At 56.3% G+C, this 25,132-nt stretch carries 25 protein-coding genes and 3 pseudogenes; 20 read left to right on the top strand and 8 right to left on the bottom strand.

The features are described 5' to 3' along the window. The first annotated feature begins 125 nt into the window (after nt 1-125). Nucleotides 126-1,091 (top strand): LysR substrate-binding domain-containing protein, encoded by a 966-nt coding sequence (locus tag ELQ88_RS00770; protein ID WP_346342775.1) that lies wholly within the window; start codon nt 126-128, stop codon nt 1,089-1,091. 81 nt (nt 1,092-1,172) lie between these two features. Here the strand turns inward: ELQ88_RS00770 and choX are convergent, their stop codons facing one another. The 3 genes from choX to ELQ88_RS00755 form a co-directional block, all read right to left on the bottom strand. Then, complete coding sequence (choX, locus tag ELQ88_RS00765; RefSeq protein WP_138962965.1) at nt 1,173-2,117, bottom strand: choline ABC transporter substrate-binding protein; 945 nt, start codon at nt 2,115-2,117, stop codon at nt 1,173-1,175. Between the two features lie 302 nt (nt 2,118-2,419). Then, entirely contained in the window at nt 2,420-2,776 is a 357-nt protein-coding gene (locus tag ELQ88_RS00760) for a Rieske (2Fe-2S) protein (RefSeq protein ID WP_138962963.1), read from the bottom strand. A 16-nt stretch (nt 2,777-2,792) separates the two neighbouring features. Continuing rightward, nucleotides 2,793-3,818, bottom strand: coding sequence for an amidohydrolase family protein (locus tag ELQ88_RS00755; RefSeq protein ID WP_346342778.1), 1,026 nt, complete (start codon nt 3,816-3,818; stop codon nt 2,793-2,795). Between the two features lie 233 nt (nt 3,819-4,051). Here ELQ88_RS00755 and ELQ88_RS00750 point away from each other — a divergent pair, with 233 nt between their 5' ends. The 7 genes and pseudogenes from ELQ88_RS00750 to ELQ88_RS00715 form a co-directional block, all read left to right on the top strand. Further along, entirely contained in the window at nt 4,052-4,900 is an 849-nt protein-coding gene (locus ELQ88_RS00750) for a LysR family transcriptional regulator (RefSeq protein ID WP_138962959.1), read from the top strand. 154 nt (nt 4,901-5,054) lie between these two features. Next, complete coding sequence (locus tag ELQ88_RS00745) at nt 5,055-6,143, top strand: hybrid-cluster NAD(P)-dependent oxidoreductase (protein ID WP_138962957.1); 1,089 nt, start codon at nt 5,055-5,057, stop codon at nt 6,141-6,143. Between the two features lie 47 nt (nt 6,144-6,190). Then, a complete protein-coding gene (locus tag ELQ88_RS00740) occupies nt 6,191-6,934 on the top strand; it encodes a metal ABC transporter ATP-binding protein (RefSeq protein WP_138962955.1) in 744 nt (247 codons plus the stop codon). After that, nucleotides 6,934-7,851: a metal ABC transporter permease gene (locus tag ELQ88_RS00735; protein WP_138962953.1), complete on the top strand. Its 918-nt coding sequence runs from the start codon at nt 6,934-6,936 to the stop codon at nt 7,849-7,851. The genes ELQ88_RS00740 and ELQ88_RS00735 overlap by 1 nt, the downstream gene beginning before the upstream one ends. Further along, on the top strand, nt 7,848-8,759 hold the full coding sequence (locus tag ELQ88_RS00730; protein ID WP_138962951.1) for a zinc ABC transporter substrate-binding protein: 912 nt from the start codon (nt 7,848-7,850) through the stop codon (nt 8,757-8,759). Before ELQ88_RS00735 ends, ELQ88_RS00730 begins: the two co-directional genes overlap by 4 nt. 423 nt (nt 8,760-9,182) lie before the next feature. Next, a pseudogene (locus ELQ88_RS34460) lies at nt 9,183-9,569 on the top strand (alpha-ketoglutarate permease); the annotation flags it as partial. 160 nt (nt 9,570-9,729) lie between these two features. Next, nucleotides 9,730-9,909 (top strand): annotated as a pseudogene (locus ELQ88_RS00715) (hypothetical protein); the annotation flags it as partial. 357 nt (nt 9,910-10,266) lie between these two features. On the opposite strand, the gene ELQ88_RS34950 reads toward ELQ88_RS00715, so the two are convergent. Both ELQ88_RS34950 and ELQ88_RS00710 read right to left on the bottom strand, forming a co-directional pair. Next, the gene (locus tag ELQ88_RS34950) at nt 10,267-10,401 is read right to left on the bottom strand and encodes a hypothetical protein (RefSeq protein WP_267464301.1); all 135 of its coding nucleotides are present in this window, start codon (nt 10,399-10,401) and stop codon (nt 10,267-10,269) included. A gap of 162 nt (nt 10,402-10,563) precedes the next feature. Further along, entirely contained in the window at nt 10,564-10,797 is a 234-nt protein-coding gene (locus ELQ88_RS00710) for a hypothetical protein (RefSeq protein ID WP_228761524.1), read from the bottom strand. 320 nt (nt 10,798-11,117) lie between these two features. Here ELQ88_RS00710 and ELQ88_RS00705 point away from each other — a divergent pair, with 320 nt between their 5' ends. Then, nucleotides 11,118-11,861 (top strand): HipA family kinase, encoded by a 744-nt coding sequence (locus tag ELQ88_RS00705; RefSeq protein ID WP_138962950.1) that lies wholly within the window; start codon nt 11,118-11,120, stop codon nt 11,859-11,861. Continuing rightward, nucleotides 11,858-12,676 carry a DUF3037 domain-containing protein gene (locus ELQ88_RS00700; protein ID WP_138962949.1) on the top strand — a complete coding sequence of 273 codons (819 nt, stop codon included), beginning with the start codon at nt 11,858-11,860 and terminating at the stop codon, nt 12,674-12,676. The genes ELQ88_RS00705 and ELQ88_RS00700 overlap by 4 nt, the downstream gene beginning before the upstream one ends. A gap of 35 nt (nt 12,677-12,711) precedes the next feature. Here the strand turns inward: ELQ88_RS00700 and ELQ88_RS00695 are convergent, their stop codons facing one another. Continuing rightward, nucleotides 12,712-13,401 (bottom strand): IS6 family transposase, encoded by a 690-nt coding sequence (locus ELQ88_RS00695; RefSeq protein WP_138962948.1) that lies wholly within the window; start codon nt 13,399-13,401, stop codon nt 12,712-12,714. Between the two features lie 313 nt (nt 13,402-13,714). Here ELQ88_RS00695 and ELQ88_RS00685 point away from each other — a divergent pair, with 313 nt between their 5' ends. The 10 genes from ELQ88_RS00685 (at nt 13,715) to ELQ88_RS00640 (ending at nt 23,549) form a co-directional block, all read left to right on the top strand. Then, complete coding sequence (locus tag ELQ88_RS00685; RefSeq protein ID WP_138962946.1) at nt 13,715-14,728, top strand: GlxA family transcriptional regulator; 1,014 nt, start codon at nt 13,715-13,717, stop codon at nt 14,726-14,728. A gap of 260 nt (nt 14,729-14,988) precedes the next feature. Then, a complete protein-coding gene (locus tag ELQ88_RS00680; protein WP_138962944.1) occupies nt 14,989-16,131 on the top strand; it encodes a ring-hydroxylating oxygenase subunit alpha in 1,143 nt (380 codons plus the stop codon). After that, nucleotides 16,128-16,877 (top strand): SDR family oxidoreductase, encoded by a 750-nt coding sequence (locus tag ELQ88_RS00675; RefSeq protein WP_138962942.1) that lies wholly within the window; start codon nt 16,128-16,130, stop codon nt 16,875-16,877. The genes ELQ88_RS00680 and ELQ88_RS00675 overlap by 4 nt, the downstream gene beginning before the upstream one ends. A gap of 9 nt (nt 16,878-16,886) precedes the next feature. Beyond that, the gene (locus ELQ88_RS00670) at nt 16,887-17,816 is read left to right on the top strand and encodes a 3-keto-5-aminohexanoate cleavage protein (protein ID WP_138962940.1); all 930 of its coding nucleotides are present in this window, start codon (nt 16,887-16,889) and stop codon (nt 17,814-17,816) included. A 23-nt stretch (nt 17,817-17,839) separates the two neighbouring features. Continuing rightward, the gene (locus ELQ88_RS00665; RefSeq protein WP_138962938.1) at nt 17,840-19,261 is read left to right on the top strand and encodes an aminobutyraldehyde dehydrogenase; all 1,422 of its coding nucleotides are present in this window, start codon (nt 17,840-17,842) and stop codon (nt 19,259-19,261) included. 5 nt (nt 19,262-19,266) lie between these two features. After that, complete coding sequence (locus ELQ88_RS00660) at nt 19,267-20,016, top strand: SDR family oxidoreductase (protein ID WP_138962936.1); 750 nt, start codon at nt 19,267-19,269, stop codon at nt 20,014-20,016. Continuing rightward, nucleotides 20,016-20,951: a 3-hydroxyacyl-CoA dehydrogenase NAD-binding domain-containing protein gene (locus tag ELQ88_RS00655; RefSeq protein WP_138962934.1), complete on the top strand. Its 936-nt coding sequence runs from the start codon at nt 20,016-20,018 to the stop codon at nt 20,949-20,951. Before ELQ88_RS00660 ends, ELQ88_RS00655 begins: the two co-directional genes overlap by 1 nt. A gap of 103 nt (nt 20,952-21,054) precedes the next feature. After that, the gene (locus ELQ88_RS00650; RefSeq protein WP_138962932.1) at nt 21,055-22,008 is read left to right on the top strand and encodes a PDR/VanB family oxidoreductase; all 954 of its coding nucleotides are present in this window, start codon (nt 21,055-21,057) and stop codon (nt 22,006-22,008) included. 49 nt (nt 22,009-22,057) lie between these two features. Further along, nucleotides 22,058-22,531: a thioesterase family protein gene (locus tag ELQ88_RS00645; RefSeq protein WP_138962930.1), complete on the top strand. Its 474-nt coding sequence runs from the start codon at nt 22,058-22,060 to the stop codon at nt 22,529-22,531. 70 nt (nt 22,532-22,601) lie between these two features. Further along, on the top strand, nt 22,602-23,549 hold the full coding sequence (locus ELQ88_RS00640) for a choline ABC transporter substrate-binding protein (protein ID WP_138962928.1): 948 nt from the start codon (nt 22,602-22,604) through the stop codon (nt 23,547-23,549). Between the two features lie 34 nt (nt 23,550-23,583). Here ELQ88_RS00640 and ELQ88_RS00635 read toward each other — a convergent pair. Together ELQ88_RS00635 and ELQ88_RS00630 are read right to left on the bottom strand one after the other, a co-directional pair. Next, a pseudogene (locus ELQ88_RS00635) lies at nt 23,584-23,769 on the bottom strand (transposase domain-containing protein); the annotation flags it as partial. A gap of 782 nt (nt 23,770-24,551) precedes the next feature. Then, the gene (locus ELQ88_RS00630) at nt 24,552-25,049 is read right to left on the bottom strand and encodes a hypothetical protein (protein ID WP_138962926.1); all 498 of its coding nucleotides are present in this window, start codon (nt 25,047-25,049) and stop codon (nt 24,552-24,554) included. Nucleotides 25,050-25,132: the final 83 nt, after the last annotated feature.

The raw sequence follows: 25,132 nt of genomic DNA, 5'->3' as shown, positions 1-25,132 counted from the left end.
GTGGGGCTTGGTCCGGTGGCTGACAAACGATCAATTCGTGCTCTAAGGCCAAGCCAAACTAATGCATAGCTTAGTCATATGCTGCTATCTTCGGCAGCATCGTCCCTGAGCAAGGAACCTTCAGCATGAGCGATTCCCAGCGGCTCGCCTCGGCCAGAACCGGCGGGTCGATGCCGGAGTACCCGGATTGGCCCGGGCTGATCCACGACCTGCCACCCTTACTCTGGCTGGAGGCCTTCGAGGTGGCGGCACGAACCTTGAGCTTCACCGCCGCCGGCCGGGAGCTTAATATTACCCAGTCGGCGGTCAGCCAGCGCATCCGCCTGCTCGAGGATCGCCTTGGCCAGCAGCTTTTCGTGCGCCATCCGCGCAGTCTCAGTCTGACCCTGGCTGGCGAGGCTTGGTTGCCTGCAATCCAGTCTGCCTTCGTGCGCATGCGTGACAGTACGGCCGAAGTCTTCGGGCTGTCGCGCGATGCTCCGGTCACCTTGCGCGCCACGCCGCTGGCGCAACAGGCGTGGTTGGCGCCGCGCCTAGTGACTTTTCATAAGGCCCATCCCGAAGTAGCTCTGCACCTGGCCAGCGGCTTCTGGAGCACCGACTTTGGCAGCGAGGGTGCCGACATGGAGATCCGATACGGTCGTGGCGATTGGGACGAACTGGAGTGCATTGCGCTGGACGAGGGCGAGGAGCAGATGGTGGTGCTAGCGGCGCCGGAATTGGCGGCTCGGCTGCAGCGCCCCGAGGATCTGGAAGGCGAGACGCTGCTGCACTCGGTCGGCTTCGCCGTCGGTTGGCGCGCCTGGCTGCAGGCGGCGGGTGTGGCTGAGCTGGAGCGGCGAACCCGTCGGGTCAGCTGCGACACTCAGGTGATGGCCCTGGAGCTGGCGCGTCAAGGAATGGGTATCGCCCTTGCGCACCGTAATCTATTCATGCGTTGGCAGCGTGAAGTGCGCCTCGGCCTGGTGCCGGTGTTCGATCTGTGCGTGAGCACGCCGGACCGTTTCTGGCTGGTGCGTCCGTTGCGCCGTCAACTGCGCGAGCCGGCGAAGAAACTCTGGGACTGGTTAGCGAGCCACAGTCAGGACTGAGCCTACGGCAGTCCGTCGAGCCGAGGGTTTGGCTGTGGCAGCGCGAACGCCGGGCGCTTGGCCCGGCGCACGCTCAGCGGATCACAGCTTCAGGTACTTGATCACCGCAGCCTTGCCATCCTGACCGTCGAAGGTGGTCACGCCCTCCAGCCAGGTGTCCAGCCAATGCGGGTTCTTGGCGATCAGTTTTTTGGCCGCGTCCACGGCCGGCTCCTTGTTCATGATCTTCTCCATCATGTGCGACTCCATCGCGACGTCGAACCTCAAGTTGCTCACCAGCTTGGCGGCGTTCGGGCAGCGCGTTTGGTAGTCGTTGGCCATCACCGTGTGCACCTTGGCCGCGCCGCCGTCCGGCCCCCACAGGTCGTCGGCGCCGCTGAGGTAGGTCATCTCGAACTGCAGGTTCATCGGGTGCGGCGCCCAGCCGAGGAAAATGATCGGCTCCTTATTGCGGATCGCCCGCGCGACTTGCAGGCGCATGGCCGCCTCGCTGGACTCCACCAGTTCGAAGTCGCCAAGGTCGTAGCGGTTCTCCTTGATCATGGTCTTGATCAGCTTGTTGCCGCCGGCACCGGACTCGATACCGTAGATCTTGCCCTTGAGCTGATTTTTGTAGCGGGCAATGTCGCTCATGTCCTTGAGACCGTCTGCGGCCAGGTAGCTCGGCACCGCTAGGGTGAATCTGGCGCCGACCAGGTTGGGTTTATCCGCCAGAGTGACGCTGTTGTTGGCGACCGCCGGCTGGAACATCGGATCAGAAGCCGGCGACCAGTAGTCGAGGAAGAAGTCTATTTTCTTATCCTGCACGGAAGCCAGGATAATCGGCAGGCTCAGGGTGGAAACCTTAGTTTGGTAGCCCAGCCCCTCCGCCACCGCCATGGACAAGCCGTTGATCGCGCCATTGTCCACCCAGCCGACGTCGGCCATGCGCAGGGTCTGGCATGAAGGCGCTTCCTGGGCCCAGGACGAGGTGGCGCCGAGTGTCATTGCAAGAGCCACTAAAGCAATACGATTTGTTTTATTCATTATTGTGGTCTCGTGAAGTTTAGGTTGTGGCAAAGGGGCAGAGCGCTGAAGTACTTCGACGGAAATGAAACTCGCCCGGCCATTAGGGGGCGCTTGGCTCAGGCCGGATGCAGACCAAGACTGCGGCTTGGCGGGGGGGCTGACAAACGATCTATTCGTGCACTAAGGCCAAGCTGGGCTAATGTCTGACTTTTCCATATGCCGCCGCCTTCGCCGCGCCGTCCTTGGGCGGCGAAGGCATGAGTGCTTCCGGCGGCATTCCGGCCGCCGTGATCTCCCTGCTCCGGGCACCCCGAGCGGGTTCAGAGATGGACGTAGAGATCATCGCCCTCGACGCTGACCAGATAGGTCTTGGCCTTGATGCTGCGGTCGACGATGAACTCGCCGGTCTTGATCTCGAATTCCCAGCCATGCCAAGCGCAGCGCACCAGGTCATCCTGCTTGCCGTAGATGAACTCGTAGTGCGCCGTCTCCTGCGTGGTGCCGCATTGCGGTCCTTCGCAGAGCGCCGCGCCGCGGTGTGGGCAGACATTGAGCATGGCGTGGTATTCGCCGCCGACGTTGAAGATACCGACCGGCAGGTTGCCGAGCTTGACGATCTTCTGCTGGCCGGTGGCGACTTCATGGGTCTTGCAGGCCAGAACTTTTTTCGCATCCATGGGCTTCTCCTCGTTATCAGGCGGTCTTGGCCAGGGGCTTGGGCTGGGGCAGGCGCGAGTAAACCTTCAGAGCGTTTCCGCCGAGAATGCTGTCGCGCCACTGCGGCGGGATGTGCAGGGATTCAACGCTGTCGTAGTCCCAGTGCGGGTAGTCGGAGGCGAACAGCAGGGTGTTCTCGCCGTCCATTGCCTCGAGAATCGCCCACAGGTGCTCGACCTTGGTGCCCGGTTGCTCCAGTGGCTGGGTGGTGAAACGGATGTTGCGCTTGAAGTACTCGCTGGGCAGCATCTTCAGCCACGGCGTTTCCTTGCGCAGCGCCTTGTAGTTGGCATCCAGGCGCCAGAGCAGGCCCGGCACCCAGGCCACGCCACATTCGATGACTACGAAGTAAAGGTCCGGCCATTTCTCGAACACGCCCTGGGCGATCATGCTGGCCACGTGGGTCATGGCCGACTGCGGCAGCAGTGCATGAGTTTCCCAGAAGAAGGTGGTCGGCCCCGCGGCGATCGGGTTGCTGTTGACCCCGCCCTGTCCGCCCAGATGAATGGCAAACGGCAAGCCCATCTCCGCACAGGCTTCATATATGGGGTGGTAGAAGGGGTCGCCATAAGGCCGTTGGGAGCCATGGGAAGCCAGCACCTGAACGATATCCGGATGACCTCCGAGGCGACGGATTTCCGCGGCCGCGCCATGCGGGTCGGTCGGGCTGATCAGCAACGAGCCCTTAAGGCGCCGGTCCTTGGGCAGCCAGAAGTCGACCATCCAGTCGTTGTAAGCGCGCACCAGCGCCGCTGCGTAATAGGGGTTGGCCAGGGTCGAGGCCTCAAGGGCCTCGTCGCCGGTGAGGATCGCATAGTCGATGTTGAAACGATCGAGATGCTTCTCCTTCATGATGCTGTAGTGCTCTTCTTGGGTCGCCGGATTGATGTCCGCACGCTTGAAGCCCTCCGGATGCAGCCATGGCCGATGACCATGCGGGAAGGCACCGACTGGACCAGGCTGTTCACCGCGGATGAAGAAATCCTTGAAGATCCCGTCCATGTAGGGGAGTAACACCTCCGCCGACATCCAGTAGTTATGGCAATCGCAGTCGATGATCGTGGTCATCTTTCAGGCTCCTGTGGTTATACGCGGTGGCAGGTCAACGCTGACCCCGGCCACCATGGCTGGGTGATGACTGCCATCCTAAGAGCTTGATTTAAATTTTTATAATGAATTAATAATGCAGTATAAATTCAAAATAACGATTGATTTACCTGCCTGGGATACTGCCGATGAAGATCGAATTACTGGACACCTTTGCCGACCTGGCGGAAACGCGAAACTTCAACCGCACTGCCGCGCGTCTGTGCGTCACCCAGTCCACGGTGAGCATGCGCATTCGCAGCCTGGAGGAGGCCATAGGTGCCCAGCTGTTCATCCGCGGACGTTCTGGCGCTGAGCTGACGGCCGAAGGCCGACGCTTCGAGAGTTATGCCACCAATCTGCGCCTGTGCTGGAATCAGGCCCGCCAAGACATCAGCATGCCGCGCGACTACCAGGGCCGGCTGCGCATCGCCACCCAGGTGAGCCTGTGGCAGCGCCTGATCAGCAAGTGGGTGTTCTGGCTGCGCCAGGAGTTCCCCAAGACTGCCATCCATGTGGAGGCTGACTACTCGAAGACCATGATCGACGAACTGAGCTTCGGCAACCTGGACATAGCAGTGATCTACACCCCGCAATACCGCCCCGAGCTGGAGATCCAGCACCTGTTCAACGAGCGCTTCGTAATGGTCTCGTCGCGACCACAAACGCTCGACCAGGTCAGGACGGAGGACTACGTGTTCGTCGCCTTGAGCCCGTATTTCGTAGCCCGGCATGGGGAGCTGTTGCCGCAGTTGCAGCTTGCGCCGGTATCCATGGGGCTCGGGGTGATGAGCGTGGAATACATGCGCAGTCGTGGTGGTGCGGCCTACCTGCCAGCCGACCTGGCGCAGCAATACATCGATAGCCACGACTTCTTCCCGGTGGGCGATGCCCCGCAGATCGAGCAGCCGGTATTCGTCTCCTTTCTCAGCAAGAACCGCCACCGCCCGCAGATCAGCAAGGCGCTCAAAGCCCTGCGCCTGATCGCGCTCGACTGAGCGCCCCGCCCGGCTGCGGAGGCCGTCTGTGGCTAAGTTAATCGTAAATAGCGATTAATATTGCAAAAACACTTTATCATTTTGATTGATAGAATCTTCACAGCCAACTGCCGGCAAACCGCCGTCAGGCAGATGAAGAAGAGGCCTGTCCTCCATGAAGAGCCTATCGATCGACCCCGTCCAGCTACCCGCGTTGCCGTTCTGGCCTGCCAGCGAGCTGGACGTGCGCTGCATCCAGATCACTCAGGAAACCCACGACGTCGCTTCGTTTTGTTTCGCCGCGACACAGCCGATGCTGTTCACCTTCAAGCCAGGCCAGTACGTCAGTCTCAAGGTGGAGATCGACGGACGTCAGGAGATGCGCTGCTACTCCATTTCCACTCCGCCCTCGCGGCCCTACAACTTCTCCATCACGGTGAAGAAGGTTCCAGGCGGTCTGGTTTCCAATTGGCTGCACGAGCACCTCCATGAAGGCGACTGCCTCAAGGTGCAGGGCCCCCAAGGCGGCTTCAATATCATCGACCAACCCTGCGACAAGGCCCTGCTGCTCTCTGGCGGCAGCGGTATCACCCCGCTGATGTCGATGACTCGTTGGCTTTACGACACCGCCGCCGAGGTCGACCTGCACTTCGTGCACAGCGCACGTACTCCGGACGACATCATTTACCACCAGGAACTCCAGGCGATCGATGCGCGCACGCCGAAGTTCCGTCTGTCGCTGGTATGCGCGGGCAGCCTGAGCGGGGCGACCTGGTCGGGCTATCGCGGTTTCCTCAATGCCGCCATGTTGCAGCAGATGGTCCCCGATCTGTACGAGCGTACTGTCTATGTGTGTGGTCCGGAAACCTATATACGTGCGGTGCGCGGCATTCTCCAGAGCCTGGACTTCCCGATGCAGCGCTACTTCGAGGAGAGCTTTGGCGGCGCAGTAGCGGCGACCCCGGCCCCGGCCTCGGTGCTGGCCAGCGAAGGTGAATCCGCCACGCACCGGGTGAGCTTCAGCCGCACCGGTAAGAGCGTCAGTGGGGTCGCCGAAGAAACGATCCTCGACATCGCCGGCAAGCACGGCCTGTGGATTCCCTCGGCCTGCCGCATGGGTTTTTGCGGGTCCTGCAAGCTGCGCCGGGTCAGTGGCGACGTTCGCATGAACCACAGTGGTGGCATCAGCGACACCGAGATCAACGAGGGCTACGTCCTGGCTTGCTGCAGCTATGCAGAAGGCGACGTGGAGTTCGACTATTGAGATTAGTCGGGCGTCGCGAGCGCCCGACCATGCGAGGGGAAGCAGATATGCATCAGGCCCTGCGGGTTGAAAATCTAAGCGTCTCCTACGCCGGTCACTACGCTGTCGAGGATGCCAATCTGAGTATCGAAGCGGGGTTGCTGGTCGGCATCATCGGACCCAACGGCGCCGGCAAGTCGACCCTGCTCAAGGCCATACTCGAGCTGATTCCCAGTGACCACGGGCACGTCGAGATCTACGGCCGGCCGTTGCAGCAGTCCCGCCGCACGGTCGCCTATGTCCCGCAGCGTAGCGAGATCGACTGGCAGTTTCCGATCAATGTGCTGGATACCGTGGTACTCGGCACCTATCCCAAACTTGGCTGGTTCAACAAACCCGGTCGCCACGAACGGCAGACGGCCTTGGAGTGCTTGCAACGGGTTGGCATGCAGGACTTCGCTCTGCGCCAGATCGGCGAGTTGTCCGGTGGCCAGCAGCAGCGGGTATTTCTCGCCAGGGCGCTGGTGCAGAACGCCGACCTGTACCTGCTGGACGAGCCCTTCGTCGGTATCGACGCGCTCAGCGAAGGCACCATCATCGGCATCCTCAAGTCCTTGCGCGACGCAGGCAAGACGGTACTGGTGGTGCATCACGACCTGAGCAAGGCCGCTGAGTATTTCGACCAGCTGATCCTGATCAACAAGCGCATCCTCAACTACGGAGCTGCCGCCGAGGTCTGCACCCCGGACGCCCTGGCCAAGGCCTATCTGGGCGACTTGCCCTTTATCAATCCACTAGGAGTGGCCTGCTGATGACTTTCCTTCAAGCCGTTATGGAATATGACTTCCTGCAGAAGGCCCTGCTGACCTCAGCCATGGTTGGCATCATCTGCGGGGTGATTGGCTGTTTCATCATCCTGCGTGGTATGGCGTTGATGGGCGATGCGATTTCCCACGCGGTGCTGCCCGGGGTGGCCCTGTCGTACATGTTGGGTATCAACCTGTTGATCGGTGCGGTGCTTTCCGGCCTGCTCACCGCCATCGCCATTGGCTACGTCAGCCAGCACAGCCGGATCAAGCACGACGTGTCGATCGGCGTGATGTTCACCGCCGCCTTCGCCCTGGGCATCATCCTGATTACCCTGCAGAAGAGCAGCACCGACCTCTACCACATCCTCTTCGGCAACGTCCTGGCAGTGCGTCCGGAGGACATGTGGATCACCCTGATCATCGGCAGCCTGGTGCTGTCCTCCGTGTACCTGTTCTACAAGGAACTGCTGGTCAGCACCTTCGATGCCACCATGGCCGCGGCCTACGGCCTGCCGGTCAAGCTGATCCACTACTTCCTTATGACCCTGCTGACCCTGGTTACTGTGGCCTCATTGCAGACGGTGGGCATTGTGCTGGTGGTCGCCATGCTGATCACCCCGGCGGCTACCGCCTACCTGCTGACCAACCGTCTATCACTGATGATCTGCTGGGCCGCCGGCCTGGGCCTGATCTCGGCCTTCAGCGGTATCTACCTGAGCTTCACCTACAACCTGGCCTCGGGCGCCACCATCGTCATGACCTCGACCCTGTTGTTCCTCGCCGCCCTGCTTCTGTCACCCAGCCAGGGCCTGATCTGGCGTGCCCTGTTAGCCCGGCGTCGACGCCATCTGGCGCCATGCGCCGCTGGCTCCGTCAATGACCCTGACAACGCCATGATAGAACGCGAGGTGACCCCATGATCAGAACTCTTCTACTCATCACCCTCGGACTGACCGGGTCTTGGCTTGCGCCGGCCTGGGCCGATAGCGGCGCCAAGCTCAAGGTGGTCACCACCTATTCGATCCTCTACGACATCGTCAGCAACGTCGGCGGCGAACGGGTGGAGATTCACAGCCTGGCGCCGGTAGGTTCCAACCCGCACGAGTACGATCCACTGCCGCTGGACGTGCAGAAGACCAGCGATGCCGACCTGGTGTTCTACAACGGCCTCAACTTGGAGGCTGGCAATGCCTGGTTCGACAAGCTGCTGCGCACCGCCGGCAAGTCGGGCGAGAACGCCCCGGTGTTCCGCCTGAGTGCCGGGGTCACCCCTCAGTACCTCACCTCCAGTGGCCATGAAGGCAGTGAAGACCCCCACGCCTGGCTGGATGTGCGCAACGGCATGCAGTACGCGCGCAACGCCCAGGCTGCCCTGAGTCAGATCGATCCGGCTAACGCCGCGACTTACCAGGCCAATGCCGCAGCTTATATCGAGCAGCTGCAACAGTTGCACAGCAAGGCCCTAGCAGACTTCGCCCAGATACCGGCCGCACGCCGCTACCTGGTAACCAGCGAGGGTGCGTTCAAGTACTTCTGCGCCGCCTACGGTTTTGAGGCCGGCTATATCTGGGAGATCAACGCGGAAAACCAGGGCACGCCGCAGCAGGTCATCGCGCTGCTAGGGCAGCTCAAGCAGCGTCAGGTGTCGGCCCTGTTCGTCGAGACCAGCGTCGACCCGCGCAGCATGCAGATGGTCGCGCGAGAGAGCGGCATCGCCATCGCGGGTACACTTTTCACCGATTCCCTGGGCCTGCCCGGCACGCCCGGTGACAGCTATGTTGGCATGCTGACGTCGAACTTCGAGACCATTCTGGCCAGCCTACGTTAGAGGCTTGGGGCTGCGCATGAGGGCAGTAGATAGTCGTGAATTACGCAACAGAGAAGTACCCAATTGCAGCTGGCCGGGGCGTGGTGAACCATTGCTTAGGTGGTAACGGTTACCTGTTGTACTTGTTGTTTCGTGGTTGGTGGAGATGCACTTCATGCACATCTGAGGACTTAGCTTCGATAGGCTGCGGTTTGCTTGAGGGTGCCGCCGTGCGCGAGTCGCTGGGCAGCCACCACGGAGACAAATGGGTTGGGCCATTAGTTATTTAAGCAGTGGTGTACTCAAGGTGTCGACGACGCTCGCGTGCAACGCATCGTTTTCGCAATGCAGGTAGCGACTGGTAGTTTCCAGTTTGATATGGCCGGCCAGGGACTTGACCATCACCAAGTCTCCGGTGGCCTTGGCCAAGTGACTGAAGCACGAATGGCGCAGCCAGTGGGTCGCCGGCCGATCCTGATTGTCTTGGGGATCCTCGGGACGCTGTGCACGGTGCCGATCCTCACCACCCTCCAGACCGTACAGACCTGGTGGGGTGCGTTCTTCCTGATCATGGCGGCGCTGGTCATCTTCAGCGGTTACACCTCGATCAACGCAGTGGTGAACGCCGAACTGTTCCGGACCGAAATCCGGGCGCTGGGAGTCGGGCTGCCGTACGCGCTGACCGTGTCGATCTTCGGCGGTACCGCTGAATACGTGGCGCTGTGATTCAAGAGCGTCGGCAGGGAGTCTGGCTACTACTGTTACGTGACCGGCTGTAATGCCGTGTCGTTGTTGGTCTACGTGACCATGAAAGACACCCGCAAACACTGACGGTTCGATGACAACTGATCCGGCACAACGCGTAAAAAAAGGGGCGATGCCAGTGATGGCATCGCTCCTTTTTTTCATAGCTGCAGGTCAGTAATCACATCACGCCCGTTGCTATCCATGTTTCTTGGAATCGCCCCATCAAGGAATTAGCGAAGCCAGGTATCCACGCCAGAACGGCCTAGCTGTGGCCCTGCGGGAGCTGGGCAGAATTGAACGCAAGCAGTTTATCCTGGACTGAATAAGGCGAGGCGCGCAATTCCCTGGCCAGGCGGTGCTCTTCAATCGCCTCGGTGAAATCAGAGATCGCAGCTTCGAGCAGCAGTGCTATCTGGCTGTAGGCTCCCTTTAGCGTGCTTTAAATTCCGTTTTGGGGCAGCTGGCGGCGGCAATATCACTACATCCGGTATTTTATCGAGCACGTGCGGCACAAGCGACGCAGCGAGGGTCTCTGCGCCGAACAGCGCCCGGCGCATATCTTCCTCAGTCAACTCAGTCTTCATGCGTTTTCTCGGTGAGTTCCCAATCATGTTTAGGAGAGCAACAACCACTACTGCTCGTTGGTTTTCGCTTCGGCTTTAGCCTTCTCGCAGTTTTGACTTTATACCGGGCTCGCTCATAAGCGTTTACACACAGCCCGGGGCGAAGTGCTTTCCCACGTCTGGATTTAACCATAACCGCCGTTCTGCGTAACGCGGACTCACTTCTTAGCGGCGGCCTCCTCGGCCGCCGCTGCATCCCGGGTCTGCCCAAACTCTTCTTGCAGTCGCGTGTAGGTTTCATGGTTGAGCAGTTCGTGCAGCATCAGGCTGGCCAAGTAGCCCGTGGTATGCATGACCAGGGCGCTATGCGGAGCCGATTGCCGGGCGCCTTGCGGATGTCCGCTGCCGTGTTGGCGACTTGCTGGCGGGCAGCCTCCACCAACTCGGGGCTGTCTTGTTCAATTTGGTCAGGGCCATGGCGAGGATTCCTTTCTGTAAGTGTTAGTAGTCGCGGCTTAGTCCAGCTCGCCGCGCAGCGCCTTGTGCGCTTTTTCCAGCTCGGCATACAAGCCGTGATGGGTTTGGCTATCCGTCAGCCCTTCCAGGCGCAACGCTGACAACCAGCCCGAGGCGACCGAAAAACGCGAATCAAGATCAGGCCGATCGGTGACGTCCGCGAGCTGGGTGATTTTTTTGTGCGCTCTTTCCAGAGTGGTGGGGTTGTTCTGTTCGATCTGGATCAGCGGCATGGCTTGGGCTCCTGGCGGCGGTGGAGTCGATACAAAACAAGGGGGATTACTTTCAATGGGGCATTCTTCGTCCAACGCCACACCCAGCGCACTCAGCCAGTCCCGGCGCCGCATGCAAATCGCGATGAGTTACCGCCACAATCAATCGTGGCGTGCGGCCTCCACGCGCTCAGCCAACGCCCACTGCAGCCCGACGCATTCGCCGCCCCGCTCGCCTAAATAGCTCCTCAGGCCGTGCTCCAAGCCTTGGAACAGCGAGGCATGTGGCAGTAAGATGCCGACCAATTTGTCTGGCAAGCTGATTTATAAGGAAGCTGGTAATGGCCGTGGGTAACTACATAGAGGCGGTAGAAATCATCCGCCGACTGCAAGGCGGTATGACACGCCCCTTCCTATGCCGCGCCAGCAATGGCAAACACTATGTAGCTAAGGGCGTGGAATTACCCCCCACCGAGCGTATTGCTGAACTACTCTGCGCTCGTCTGGCTGCTGATTTCGGCTTACCAATCCCTGAGCATGGCTATATTTATATTGATCCGGCTCTGCTGCGCTACAACCCAGAAGCTCGCAGTGACCTAGGGCCTGGAGACAGCTTTGCCCTGGCCTATGTCGCGAGCGCTGCTGACCTGTTGTACTCACAGGCGCTGCAGGTTCCTACCAACCTGCAGAAAACCATTTTCACTTTTGATTACTGGGTTGGAAACGGTGATCGCCAGCTAGGACCAATGGGTGGTCGTCCCAATCTGCTGATGTCCAGCATTGATAATCAGCTGCAGTTGATCGATCACAACCAAGCGTTCAAATGGCCAATGGATGCCCAGGAGTTCGCACACAGCCATGTATTTGGCCCAAAAAATAGGGAATGGCTCTTGGATCTGGTCGACAAAGTTGAATACACCCACCGGATGCACGACACTGCCAGTCGCTTTCATGAGCTAAGCTCAGACATACCCGATGAATGGTACGACTCTATCGGTAAACAGGGACTCGACATTCTGTTACAAGGAATCGAAAGTAACCTGATGCGCTGCAAATCGGACGAGTTCTGGAGCGTCCTGCAATGAAATACGCCTGCCTTTACAGCATCGTGCGCTTCGCGCCTTTTGCCGAAACCGAAGAATTTGCCAATGTCGGCATTGTTCTATCGGCCCCGGCTATCGGGCGTATGGAGTACAAGCTCGCCCGTAAAAATCTGAGACGAGTCAATCATTTTTTCGAATGCAACAATCTGTTTGCCAAAGCAATGGAAATTGCCCAGCACGAATTGGACGCCGTCCGCTCTATGACTGCAGAGGCACAAGAGACCCAGATCGTTAACCACTTCCGCTTCTTGACCGAGCCCAAGGAATCGCTGATCCGCTTCAGCTCAATGCGCTCGATCCTCGTGGAAAACTTTGACGCTACCCTTGAAGAGCTTTTTGGCCGCTATATCGAGCGCCAAGGCATAGGGCGTGATCGTCGCGAAGAAATTATGGTCCGCGAAATTCGCACCCTCTTCTCGGAAGCCTCTATCCGTAGCTTTCGCGACGACACCCTGACTGGTGAACTGAGCAAGCTGCATCTACCTCTGGTTCATCGCAATGAGGTAATAGCTGCAATCAAGCCTTTGGCTTTTGATCAGGCTGAGCCAAGCGCAATCCTCGACCACTGCGAACAATGGCTAATGAAGTTTGTACGTGCCCAGCGGGAAGACGTTATTCAGCTGAAAGACGTGCTGATCCCTGTTGCTGCCCCGGCAGAGAATGAATCGGCCCGTCACCGCAAAGCGGTGAAGATGGCGAGGGACAGTATCCGAGATCACGGTATACAGCTTGTCGATTTTGAGGCTACTACGGAAATTGCCGCCTTCGCGCAAAGCTACGTGGTTCTGTCGCATTAACAACGATAGGCAGCCAAAAATCGGCAGTCTGTTGCTTAGGCGGCCAGAAGATAAAACTGTTCGGCAGGTGACAGCCCTTCACCTTGCGGATGTTGAAGCTGCCCTTTGCGGATCATCTGTATCAATTCAATGCCTGCCAGTAACGTTTGTGCTCGACGAAATGACTTGAATCCCAACATCGGTCGTATTCGTCTTTTGATGTTGCGGTGATCCTGCTCAACTAAGTTGTTCAGGTATTTGTTTTGCCGAACGGTGATCCCTTCAGCTTGGTCGGCATTGAGCACCGCCAGGGCAGCGGTATTGGCACCACTTTTGTCGATGGTCACGACCTCAGGCTTGCCACACTGGCGGATGGCTTTGCGGAAAAAACGCAATGCTGCGTTGGCATCCCGGTTAGCGGTCAACAGAAAATCGATGGTCTGGCCATCAGTGTCCACGGCGCGGTACAGGTACTTCCAGTGGCCGCGGATTTTGATGTAGGTCTCATCCATTCGCCAGCGGCGTCCCACGGGACGCTGGTATCGACGCAAGACCGTATTCAGCACGGGAGCCAGCCTAATAACCCAGCGATGCAGCGTGGAATGATCAACGACAATGCCGCGCTCCGCCATCATCTCTTCAATGTTACGCAGGCTCAGGGCGTAAGCCAGATACCAGCGAACACACTGGGCGATAACATCAACGGGATAATGGAGGCGTTTGAAGGTTTTTCGGATCAGCGACATCTGAGGCAGTGGCTTCATGGAAAACAACAGGTTACCTCACACGGGCTTAGTGCGACAGAACCCCTCTATGTGCTGTTGCGCGACCTGTTCCCGTCGACCTAGATCGCCGGTTGGATTGCCTTGATTTTCACCTTCGGCCTCAGGTTTTTCGCCATTTACAAGAACCTTCAGATGCCGGATATTTTCTCCATCAAGCAGGGATGAGCCTTCTCTTTTCCGGCGAGCGCCTCGCCACCGAGGCTACGATCGGAAAATTGAAACGCTTCATGCATCCACGTTATAAAACAATACAATATTCCTGAGGTGATCGTGTATGCCAACCACTTTTAACATACCTTTCACGCTGCTCATTATCGTTTGCCCTCACTACAATCTTGCCGCGACAACCGCATTCATAGACCCATTCCGAGTGGCGAATTACCTCAGCGGGCATTCTCGATTTCAGTGGGAAATTGCATCAACCAATGGCGGGGCCATCGTCGCCAGCAACGGCATGAGCATTCAGACAAAGGCGTTGGCTGAGCTTCATAAAATTCCCAAAGACCTCATTATCGTGTCATCCAGTTGGGCGCCAGAAGCACAAAATAGCCCTGCCCTTCATGCAGCGCTACGTGGATGGGCGAGAGCAGGCAGCACTTTGGGAGCGCTAGATACAGGCACATTCATTCTTGCGCAAGCCGGACTATTGAAAGGCAAGCGCGCAACCGGACACTACGAGCACATCGATGCATTGCGGGAGCTTTATCCTGACGTCGATATCTGCGAAGACATGTTCGTGTTCGACGATAAGCGGATCACATGCTGTGGCGGCGCCGCTTCATCAGATTTTGCCCTGCACATCATTCGCAATATCCATGGCGATACCCTGACCAATGAGACTGCTCGCTACCTGTTCCATCAGAGCTTGCGGCCTCATGGAACACAGCAGAATCCCGATGTACCACAACCACTGGGCAGTACTGTGCCAGACATGGTCAAGCAAGCCATTAAGATCATGGAAGAACACCTTGAAGAGGCAGTGAGCATTCCTGAGATCTGCGAGCAGATCTGCATTTCACAACGCCAACTCGACCGACTTTTCAGCCAGATAGTCCATAAAAGCCCTGCTACTTACTACCGTGATATCCGCTTAGATCGTGCTCGGGGTCTGGTGACACAGACGGGATTGTCACTGACGGAAATTGCCATTGCTTCCGGCTTTTCCAATCAATCGCACTTCAGCAAAGCCTATCGCCAGCGGTTCGGTTTGACGCCCAGACGCGACCGGCTCGAAGGACGCATCCCATTCGATTTCCGTGCATGGCCTATGCACCAGCTGACGCCCTGACTCAACACCCCTGCCACTGTATCACTCCCCCATTCCAGCCTTTCTGACACGATATGCGTCACAGCTCCCGCCATCTATTCCAGTTGCTCTGGAGCGCTGGGAATGTCGATCTTTGATCTCTCATATCCGTTAGCGAAAAAGGCTAAAAAAGGATATTTTTCGTCTATTTTTGAACATTATATTGCCCGGCAAGGCACCAATATCGAATCACGAAATGAAGGACACAACTTCAATAGCGCTGATTACCGAGGGTCGCTGACATGTCTGAAGCAATAACAAAAGAACAACTGGAGCAAATCTCCAGAGGCTACCACCCAGACCCTCTAGTCTCTTCGTCATTGCGTTCAGAGGCTTACGTCGACCCTCAATGGTTCAAGCTCGACGAGCAGCAAATTATCGCCAAATCTTGGCAGTGGGTCTGTCATGTCGAGAAAGTCCGGGAGCCTGGCACCTACACCACCACGGAAATAGCCGGGAATCCAGTTGCCGTGGTTCGCGATCATGACGGCGTGTTGAGAGCCTTTTATAACGTTTGCAAACATCGCGCTCATCCCGTGCTCATCGGGGAAGGCAAAGTAAACCGCATCATTTGCCCTTACCACTCCTGGTGCTATGGCTTGAACGGCCAACTGGCTGCTGCTCCTCATGTTGGCGGGCTCAAGGATTTCGATAAAAGTGAGATCCATCTGAGCCCCATTCAAGTGGAGGAGTTCTGCGGTTTTATCTACGTCAACCTGGATGCAAATGCTCGACCTCTAAGTGAACAGTCGGGAGACCTAAAAAAGGAAATTCTGCATTGGGCCCCGGACATTGATGGCCTGACCTTCGGCCATCGTCTGACCTACGAGATCAAATCCAACTGGAAGAACGTGGTCGATAACTTCCTTGAGTGTTACCACTGCCCGACAGCACACAAAGATTTTTGCACGCTGGTGGATATGGACACCTACAAGGTCGACACCCACGGGATTTACTCCAGCCATATGGCTGAAGCCGGGAAAGGCCAAAACACCGCCTATGACACCTCCAAAGCTAAGGTACGTACCCATGCGGTGTGGTGGCTGTGGCCAAACACCTGCCTGATGCGCTACCCAGGTCGCAGCTCGATGATCGTGCTGCACATCATTCCTGTCGGCCCTGACCTGACGCTGGAAACCTACGATTTTTTTCTCGAAACCCCGGAAGCCGACGACATGGAGCGGGAAGCCATCCGCTATCTGGATGAAGTCCTGCAAGTCGAAGACATCTCATTGGTCGAGAACGTCCAGCGCGGCATGAAGACTCCCGCTTTTGAGCAAGGCCGAATCGTTACCGACCCCAAAGGATCGGGTAAATCCGAGCATGCCCTTCACCACTTCCACGGTCTTGTAATCAGTGCCTACGGGCAAGGAGTAAAACCATGAGTTTGATTGGTAAAACTGCGTTGGTCACTGGCGGTCTAGGTGGGATCGGCCGAGCCATATGTGCCCGCTTCGTCAAAGAAGGCGCGACTGTTTACGCCGCAGACCTGGAAGAAACTCACCCCCTTCCAGGTGCGAGTTTCATCAAGCTGGATGTGACTTCAGAACATGACTGCAAGGAGGCCATGGAGGTCGTCAGGAATCTCGGAGGCCAACTCGATATCCTGGTTAATGCTGCTGGTATCGAGATTGAAAAGACGATTGAAGAAACCACCCTGGCGGAATGGAATCGCGTCTTTGCGGTGAATGCCACGGGCACTTTCCTGGTATCGAAATATGCCCTTCCCCTCCTGCGCCAAAGCGGGTCGGCCAGCATTATCAACTTCGGCTCCTACGACGGGTTCATCGCCGACCCGGGTCTAGCTGCGTATTGCGCCAGCAAAGGTGCAGTTCATGCATTGACCCGAGCCATGGCCTGTGACCACGGCCCTGAAGGCATTCGCGTCAATGCTATCTGCCCAGGCTACATCGACACGCCAATGCTGCGCAGTTTTTTCCGTGACCATGGCGACATCGAAAGCCTTGAAGCCGCCGTACGCGATGTTCATCCGATACGTCGTTATGGCACGCCGGATGATGTTGCCAACCTGGTGAATTGGCTCGCCTCGGATGAAGCTAAATATGCCTCCGGACAACTCTGGATCCTGGACGGCGGACTGACCGCTCAAGTCCAACAAATGAAGCTGTGAGAATCCATCATGCCTAAATCAGTCATCATTACCTGCGCGACCACCGGCGGTGTTCACACGCCCACCATGTCGCAGTATCTGCCGATCACTCCAGATGAAATTGCCCAATCTTCGATTGAAGCCGCTGAAGCGGGTGCCTCAATCATTCACCTGCATGCGCGTCATCCGGAAACGGGAAAGCCTGACCCGAGACCTGAGTTGTTCCGCGATTTCATGCCGAAAATTAAGCAACAGAGCGACGCGGTGCTGAACGTTTCAACGGGCGGAGGTTTGGGCATGAACCGCGAAGAGCGTCTGCGTGCAGCGGTGAGCGTCAGCCCGGAAATGGCTTCATTAAATGTCGGCTCGATGAACTTCGGTATTTTCCCAATGAAGGGTAAACATACGAAGTGGCTTCACGACTGGGAGCCCGCCTTCCTCGACAGCACCCGCGATTTTATTTTCCGAAACACGTTCGCCGATATCGAGTATGTCCTCAAAGAGCTGGGAGAAGGTCACGGAACAAAGTTCGAGTTCGAATGCTATGACCTGGGGCACCTTTACAACCTGGCTTGGGTTATCGATCAGGGGTGGATCAAACCTCCATTCTTTGTACAGATGGTGTTCGGTGTGCTCGGCGGCGTCGGCGCTGATCTGGACAACATGATGCACATGCACACCATTGCGCAAAAACTCTTCGGCAAGGACTACGAATGGTCTGTTCTCGCCGCCGGAAAGAACCAAATGCAATTCGCTACGCAAGCCGCGCTGCTGGGTGGAAACCTGCGCGTCGGTCTTGAGGACAGTCTCTATATCGGCCCTGGCGAAAAGGCAAAAAGCAACGCAGAACAAGTTCGCAAGATTCGTTCAATCGTCGAGAGCCTTGGGTTGACGGTCGCTACTCCAGAAGAAGCTCGGACGAGACTCGGACTCAAGGGTGGCAACAACGTCGCGTTTTGAACCACGGTCTGTCGGAGAGCACCATGCAAACAAAACTGCTGATCAATGGCGAACTGATTGAAGGCGAAGGAAACGCGCTGAGTATTCTTGACCCGGCAAGAGGAGTGGAAATAACACAAGTTCGCGAGGCAAGTGACGAGCAAGTTGAAGCAGCCGTGAGATCTGCGCAAGAGGCGTTCACAACCTATTCCAAGACCACACCGGCCAGTCGCTCTGCGTTACTGCTGCAAATCGCGCAGGTCATTGAATCGAACGCGAACGAACTGGCCGCGCTCGAAAGCTTGAATGTCGGTAAGCCTTGGCCATCGGCGTTGAACGATGAAATGCCGCTGACAATAGATACCTTCCGTTTCTTCGCCGGCGCTGCACGTACTTTGTCGGGCTCGGCAGCTGGCGAGTACGTAACGAATCACACCAGCATCATCCGCCGCGATCCGCTCGGGCCGGTGGCAGCCATTGCTCCGTGGAATTACCCACTCATGATGGCCGCCTGGAAGCTGGCCGCACCACTCGCTGCAGGATGTACCGTGGTGCTCAAACCTTCCGAAATCACGCCATTGTCGACATTGCGGTTAGCAGAGTTGCTGCAGGACGTAATGCCAAAAGGTGTTGTCAACGTCATCCATGGTCGCGGGGTAAATGTCGGTGATCGTCTTATCAATGCTGCGGGGATTGAAGGCATCAGCATCACCGGCTCACCATCCACAGGTAAAGCCGCCATGCACGCAGCTTCAATCCAGATGCGTCAGGTTCATCTCGAATTGGGTGGCAAGGCGCCGGTAATCGTTCACGAAGATGCTGATATCCCCAAGCTGATTGCAACCTTGCGCAGTACGGCGTTTTTCAATGCAGGCCAGGACTGCGCTCAACCATGCCGACTGATTGTGGCCGACAAGATCTACGACCGCGTAGTCGCGGAACTTGCGTTGGTAGTGTCGGAAATTCGGACTGGAGCGCCGCGTACCGCTGGCACGGAAATGGGCCCATTGGTCACTGCGGAACATCGCCAGCGGGTAGCGAGCTTCGTTGATAGAGCGCGCAGTTCTTCCGAAGTCGTCACCGGAGGAACGATGGGATTAGGGCCGGGTTTTTTCTACTCGCCCACAGTGATCGCGAACGTCGATAACAACTCGGAAATAGCCACAAACGAGATGTTCGGCCCTGTCATCACCGTGTCGCGATTCAAGAAAAATGAAGACGCGATCGCCATTGCCAATACAGGCCGCTACGGATTGGCCTCTTCAGTATGGACACGTGATAACGGTCGAGCGATGGCTGAAACAAGCCGCCTTCGCTATGGCTTCACCTGGGTCAATACTCACGGCATAGCCACCCCAGAAATGCCTTGGGCGGCCATGAAAGGTTCAGGACATGGTTGCGATATGTCGGTCTACGCACTCGATGCCTACACCTCGATTCGCCACGTAATGTTTGCTCACGAGTAATAGCTATGAACAAAGACATCATCATTGTGACAGGTGGTAGCCGAGGTATAGGGCGCGCGATTATTGAACGGTTTCTGGAACAAGGGGCTCGTGTACTCACATGCGGCCGAGGCCCTCGTCCTGAAGATCTGAATGCACAGGTTGCCTGGGTTCAGGCTGACGTTTCCAAAGCCGAAGACGCCAATCGAATTGTGTCGCAAACCCAAGAGCTGTTCGGCTCACCGACAGTACTCATCAACAACGCCGGCGTGCAGGTGGAGAAAACCGTCGTTGATACCTCCGATGACGATTGGGATCTGGTCATGGGTATCAACGGTAAGGGCACGTTCAACATGTGCCGAGCAGTCCTGCCGGGTATGGAAAAAGGCGGTGGCGTCATCGTCAACATCGGCTCGATTTCCGGCCTGAATGCTGACCCTTCTATGGCCGTGTACAACGCCTCGAAAGCTTTCGTTCATGGGCTCACCCGTTCCATTGCCGTTGATCACGGGCCACGCGTACGCTGCAACGCTGTTTGTCCTGGCTGGATCATGACGGCCATGGCAGAGGACGGCTTCGCCCTCGCTAAAAACCCTTCATTGGCTAAGGCCGACGCGCTCGCCCGTCACGCGGCAGGTCGATTCGGTAAGCCGGAAGATGTTGCAAATATGGTGGCCTGGCTCGCATCTGACCAGGCCGGTTTTGTCACGGGCCAATGCATCGTAGTCGATGGTGGTTTGACCACCGCTTCCCCGCTCCAACCGAGGTTATTCTAATGAGCGATTTCCAAAACGTTGCTGTACTGGGTGCCGGTGTAATCGGGGCGAGCTGGACTGCACTTTTTTTGGCCTCCGGGCGAAACGTGGCTGTTTTCGACCCTGCCGAGGGAATGGAAACCTTTGTACGTGACTATGTAAAAGCGGCATGGCCAACGCTGACTGAATTGGATCTGGTGAAAGCCGATGCACCAGGAGAGCTGAGTTTCCATGCGACTGCAGCCGAGGCCGTAAAGTCGGCCGACTTCATTCAGGAAAGCGTACCTGAGCGCATCAATATCAAGCATGCTCTGTACGCAGAAATCGAGCCAGTGCTCAAGGCTGGCGCCATCGTCGCATCCTCCGCATCGGGACTCCCTCTCAGCGAAATGCAAGCGGGATGGAAAAACCCATCCCACTTCATTTTGGGCCACCCGTTCAATCCACCACACCTCATTCCACTCGTGGAGCTGATGGTCAATGACGAAACCGCCAAAGGGGTCATTGAGCTAGCAGAAAAGTTCTATGAACTGGTGGGGAAAGTGACCATTCGCGTCAACCGCGAAGTGCCCGGCCACGTCGCCAACCGACTACAGGCTGCGTTGTGGCGTGAGGCTATTCACTTGGTGAAGATTGGCGCTGCCAGCGTCAAAGATGTCGATACGGCCGTCTGGGCAGGCCCCGGGCTGCGCTGGGCGGCGATGGGGCCGACGATGCTGTTCAACCTAGGTGGTGGCCCTGGTGGGCTGGAATCATTCTGTGAAAAGTACACCGAAAGCTTTCACCGCTGGTGGGATGACCTCGGCAACCCGCGACTCGATGCCGAGACCTCCGCCCTGCTCGTCGAAGGTGTCAACGAGGAGTCACAAGGGGCCTCTCAAGCAGACCTGTCAAACGCTCGTGATGCATTGATTACCGCAATGCTGAAGACAACTGCGAGTCTGCGTCGAGCCTAACGATCACAGATCAGGTGGAGTGAGGACTCGCAGGCACTGGCGTCCTTTCACCACTTGGGCAGGACGCCAGCCTTTTGTTGAACTTGGGTAATACGAGGTATTTATGCCAGTCGATCATCTCACCCTGCGTGTTGTCGATATCGCTGCTGAAGCGAAAGGCGCGGTGGTCGTCGATCTGCGTGCACCTTCTGGTGGCGAACTACCAGGCTTCACTCCCGGAGCACACATAGAGCTGCATCTGGCCGAGGGCGGGATCCGCCAGTATTCCCTCTGCAACGATTCTCGGGAACGGGATCGTTATCGGGTGGGCGTAGGCCTTTCCCCGATTAGCAGAGGTGGATCTCGCTATGTTCACCAATCACTGCGGGTTGGCGACCTGATCAAAGTCACACCTCCGCACAACAACTTCCCCCTCGCGCAGGATGCTGCGAGACATGTTTTCTTCGCCGGAGGCATCGGCATCACGCCGATCCTCTCAATGATTAATTGGTGCGAAGCCAAACAACGTCCATGGCATCTGTATTACTTGGTGCGCAATCGCCAACGTGCCGCTTTTCTTGAAGAGTTAGCAGAATATGGCGATCGGGTCACGTTACACGTCGATAATGAAGCCGGTGGATTATTTAATGTTGTCAGTGCCCTTGCTCAGCAGCCGCTCACCAGTCACTTCTATACCTGTGGCCCGACGCCACTGATGCTCGCAGTCGAAGCTGCCGCAGAATCATTTCCATCGGAACAGGTTCATTTCGAATGGTTTACCCCCAAGGAACCTACGGCGCCGATTCGTGCGCAAACCTTCACCGTCAAACTGGCGAAGAGCGGAAAAATCTTTGACGTTCCTCCTGATAAATCAATCCTCGAAGTGCTCGAAGCTCAAGGTATCAACGTCGAAAACTCATGTCGTGAAGGTACCTATGCGTCTTGCGAAACCCGCGTGCTGGCTGGCATTCCTGATCATCGAGACAGTGTGCTGTCAGAGACGGAAAGGAAGAAAAACTGCTCAATGATGGTCTGCGTTTCCCGAGCTATCTCGGAATCACTCGAACTTGATCTCTAACGCTGTTCTCGGCCAGCCTTGGGCAGGCCTCATTCCTAAAGGATAACCCTTGAACAACTTACTGATGACTTTCGAAACTCCGATCATAGAGGACTGGATCGACTACAACGGCCACTTACGAGATGCGTTTTATTTCTTGCTGTTCAGCTATGCCACCGACGCGCTAATGGAAAATATTGGTCTAGATGAAAAAAGTCGGGCCATTTCTGGGCATACGCTTTACACGCTTGAAGCGCACATCAACTACCTGTTTCAAGCGAAGCTGGACGATGTGGTGCAGGTACGCACCCAGTTGATCGATAGAGATTACAAACGCCTTCACATCGTGCACCACCTATACCGTCCGGGTACTTCGCAACTGCTTGCGGCCAGTGAGCAGCTATTGATGAACATTGACCAACGTGTTGGCCGCTCAGCGCCTTTTACGGCGCAGTCAGATCAGCGCGTAAGCGATATGTACAACCTGCACCATGGATTGGCGCGTCCGCAGTGGTGTAGCCGAAAGATCGAAATCCGAAAATAAAAATAAGTACCGTCGATGTAATAACAATAACTGTCGATCTAATTGTCGACATTTTCGAGGAACTCGCGCCATGAAAGCTTCGCTTCCCATGCTACTGATGTTTTCCCTCACAGCGTCATTCACAACTTTTGCTGCCGAACCAGAGCAGTGTCGCCTCGTTAAACTTTCCGATCCTGGCTGGACGGATATCCAGAGCACAACAGCTCTGACCACAACCATTTTGAAGAGTCTTGGCTACCAAACCAAGGTGACGTTACTCGGTGTCCCTCTTACCTACAAAGCATTAGCCGAGGGTAGAAACCTGGATGTTTTTCTGGGCACCTGGATTCCGACCATGGAAGCGGATCTGAAGCCCTATCGAGAAGCCGGTAAAATCGATACAGTCCGCGCAAACTTGGAAAATGCCAAATACACCTTGGCTGTACCTCAAGAGCTTTGGGATCGCGGCCTCAAAGATTTCTCCGACATCGTCAAATTCAAAGACGAATTGGGTAGTAAGATCTACGGCCTTGAAGCGGGCGATGGAGGCAACGCTGCAGTGCTCAAGGCCATCGACGAAAACGCCTTCGGTTTGAAGGACGCCGGCTTCACGGTTGTCGCTTCCAGTGAATCCGGCATGCTATCCCAGGTCGAGCGAGCGCAACGACGTAAGTCCGCCATCGTGTTTTTAGCTTGGGAACCCCACCCTATGAATACACGCTTTAACATGAAATACCTGACGGGAGGGGACGCGATCTTTGGCCCCAACTTCGGACAAGCTACCGTCTATACGAACACACGAAAAGGCTACGTCGATCAATGCCAAAACGTTGGTCAACTCCTCAAAAACCTGAGTTTCAGCTTGACCATGGAGAACCACATCATGGGTTCAATCTTGGATGACAAGATGGAGCCAGAATCTGCTGCCAAAGCCTGGCTTAAAAAGAATCCGCAAATGCTTGATATTTGGCTGGCCGGTGTCACTACTTGGGACGGAAAGCCGGGCCCGGATGCGGTGAAAGCCAAACTGGCTCAATGAGCAACGGTACGTCCGGCCATCCCGTCTTGCGCAACTAAACCGGTCGCCATTTATGCGGCAGCAGCTCCGCAATCTCACTCGCCCGCTGCGTCGGCAGGCGCGTGAGGACGTCCTTCAAATAAGCATACGGATCGTGCCCGTTGAGTCGCGCCGTCTGGATCAAACTCATGATCTCCGCTGCCCGTTTGCCGCTGCGCAGTGAAACTGCAAAGAGCCAGTTCTTGCGTTTATGCCAAGCTGTGCATAATCGCAATTATGCGCAGTCGGAAATTATGTCAGGTATGCGGCGGTGGTGGCAGCGCGCCTGGTTGCCCACCACTGCCGACTTTGCATAATTTCAGAGACTTTCCAGAAACTTCAGCAGGGCGTCAATCGGGCGATAGCGCGTGAGCTTGCTTCCTGGTGGGGCCATGGCGGCGATCAAGTCTCGCCAGGGAGCGGACTCTACAGGAAACCACCGAAAATTATGGCGTGTCGGAAACGCGCCAGGAGACCCGGAAAGCAGACGGACTATGCGATCACGAAACCGGGTAGGGGCGAACTGCGCATAATTTCCGACTGCGCATAATTGGGTCGCGGTAGGAATGGAAGTCACCTGCTGAGCCATAACGTCATCCTTAGAAAAAACTCACGATAACGGTTTTTATCACCATTAATGAGGAGGAGGGGTTAACCAGATTTTGTAGGCGCAGTCCAGTCATGGTTGTAGGGATTCGCGTGTGCGTACTCTGGAAAAGCTTCCTCAAACCCGGGATCCCCCAGAGCAATCCTGGTCATTACAACCACGGCGATCGTACCTCTGAGTTCACCAGCCGAGGCGTCATGTTTCTCACGCACGTCCCGGGGTCCGTGCCCGAAAGCCCAAGCTTCGATATCGGCCACCTCGGCCAAAAAGGCATCATGGAGCTGGTTACCAATTTCCATAGGTCTCTACGAATTAGGTTAGAAAGGCTTTATGAGGAACCCGCCCATTGCGGGTTCGCGTCTGGATAACATACAGCGTCACAAACGCTGTATTTCATCGTTCATGAAGTCTATGAGGTCGCTTCCAAGCTGCCTCACCAGTCGAGCTTTTGAAGCGTCACTTGGAACCACTTTATAAAACGAAAATTCATTTTCAGACGAGTGTTGTCTTATTATCAGGTGCGTTTTAACCAAGCGTTTTAGCTGTCTAAGGCGTGCAACTTCGTCAACCATTTGAGTGATTGCATCCACAAACCATTCGCCAGGCTCGGTTGGCTCAATGCCTTCATGTCCTGCCAGATCCAACGTAAGCTTGTAACCGTTTAACTTTAAGTCGTTTACGATAGATAGTATCTTTTCGGATGGAACGTGACAGGCAGTAATTCCGCCAGTACCGGAATTGCTAACAAGTCCAACCTTGTTTTGATAATAAACCTTGCACGACCATGCAAGGCCACGATGCGTTTCAGATTCGCTGTATCCTTTAAGAGTTACACCCGCAGCACGAATTGCTTTGATATTTTCATAACTGTTCATAATCACCTCCGTGGATATGGTAAGCCATTATATCAAACAATTTTGTATTGTAGATATTATACGGAATGATTGGGCCAAATAAA

It is taken from the genome of Pseudomonas sp. MPC6, from assembly GCF_006094435.1.
In the GTDB taxonomy this organism is placed as follows: Bacteria; Pseudomonadota; Gammaproteobacteria; order Pseudomonadales; family Pseudomonadaceae; genus Aquipseudomonas.
The sequence above is the reverse complement of the archived record's forward strand: the minus strand, read 5'-3'. Positions and strand labels throughout refer to the sequence as shown.